General features: G+C 36.4%; 1 protein-coding gene. It reads left to right on the top strand.

What is annotated here, in order from left to right:
• Positions 1-999, top strand: a 999-nt coding sequence (locus tag RB298_RS22860; protein ID WP_486048716.1) for a zinc-binding alcohol dehydrogenase family protein, incomplete at its 5' end; no start/stop codon positions are given.
• Positions 1,000-1,106: the final 107 nt, after the last annotated feature.

A 1,106-nucleotide genomic window follows, 5' to 3' on the forward strand; every position in this document is an offset into this window, starting at 1 on the left:
GGACTATACCGTTACTTACCTATCGAAAATGAAGAGAGCCTGCTTGATCTTACGGTGGAAAAACCGATTCCTAAAGGTCGGGATTTATTAGTCAAAATAAGAGCTATTTCAGTGAACCCTGTAGATACCAAGGTACGTCAACCCAAAGATCATGTAGAGGATCATCCCAAAATTTTAGGGTGGGACGCCAGTGGCGTAGTAGAAGCTGTTGGAGAAAGTTGTACACTGTTTAAACCAGGAGATGAAGTGTTTTATGCAGGAGATATTACAAGACCCGGTTCTTATAGTGAATATCAACTTGTAGATGAACGTATTGTAGGTAAAAAGCCTTCAATCCTTTCATTTTCAGAAACTGCAGCTATGCCACTTACTACGATTACAGCATGGGAAGGATTATTTGAGCGTTTAGGTATTTCAAAAGAAAAAGATAAGGGAAAATCGATTCTTATTATCGGTGGTGCCGGTGGCGTAGGATCTATTGCTATTCAATTAGCTAAATGGTTGGGGCTAACGGTTATTGCTACAGCTTCAAGAGAAGAAACGGAGGATTGGTGTAAACGATTAGGAGCTGACTATGTCATTAATCATCGACAAGAATTTGCGCCTCAACTTCAGAAAATTGGTTTCAATGGGGTTCATTATATTTTCTGTTTAAATGATACAGATGGTCATTGGAACAGCATGGCAGAAGCTATTTTACCACAAGGGAAAATCTGTTCAATTGTTGAAAACAGTGAAAACCTAGACCTAAATCTCTTAAAGAGTAAGAGTGTTACTTTTGTATGGGAGTTTATGTATACTCGTTCCATGTATCAAACAGAAGATATGATTAACCAACATGAATTATTAAATCAAACAAGCAAACTCTTTGATGAAAGAATTCTCCGTTCTACTTTAACAGAAACTGTGTCTCCTATTAATGCTAATAACTTGAGACAGGTTCATGCTAAAGTAGAATCAGGCAAAATGATTGGAAAGATTGTCTTAGAGGATTTTTAATTAAACTATATTTCCTGCTAAATAACCATCTAAAATCTATGAATCTTATTACTAATAGAAAAGTTGCCGACTCGAGGAGACCTTAACTTATAAGGTCTCTTTTTTAT

Origin of the sequence: Priestia sp. BR_2, from assembly GCF_041954005.1 — a bacterium.
Taxonomy (GTDB): Bacteria; Bacillota; Bacilli; order Paenibacillales; family Paenibacillaceae; genus Paenibacillus_AQ; species Paenibacillus_AQ lautus_A.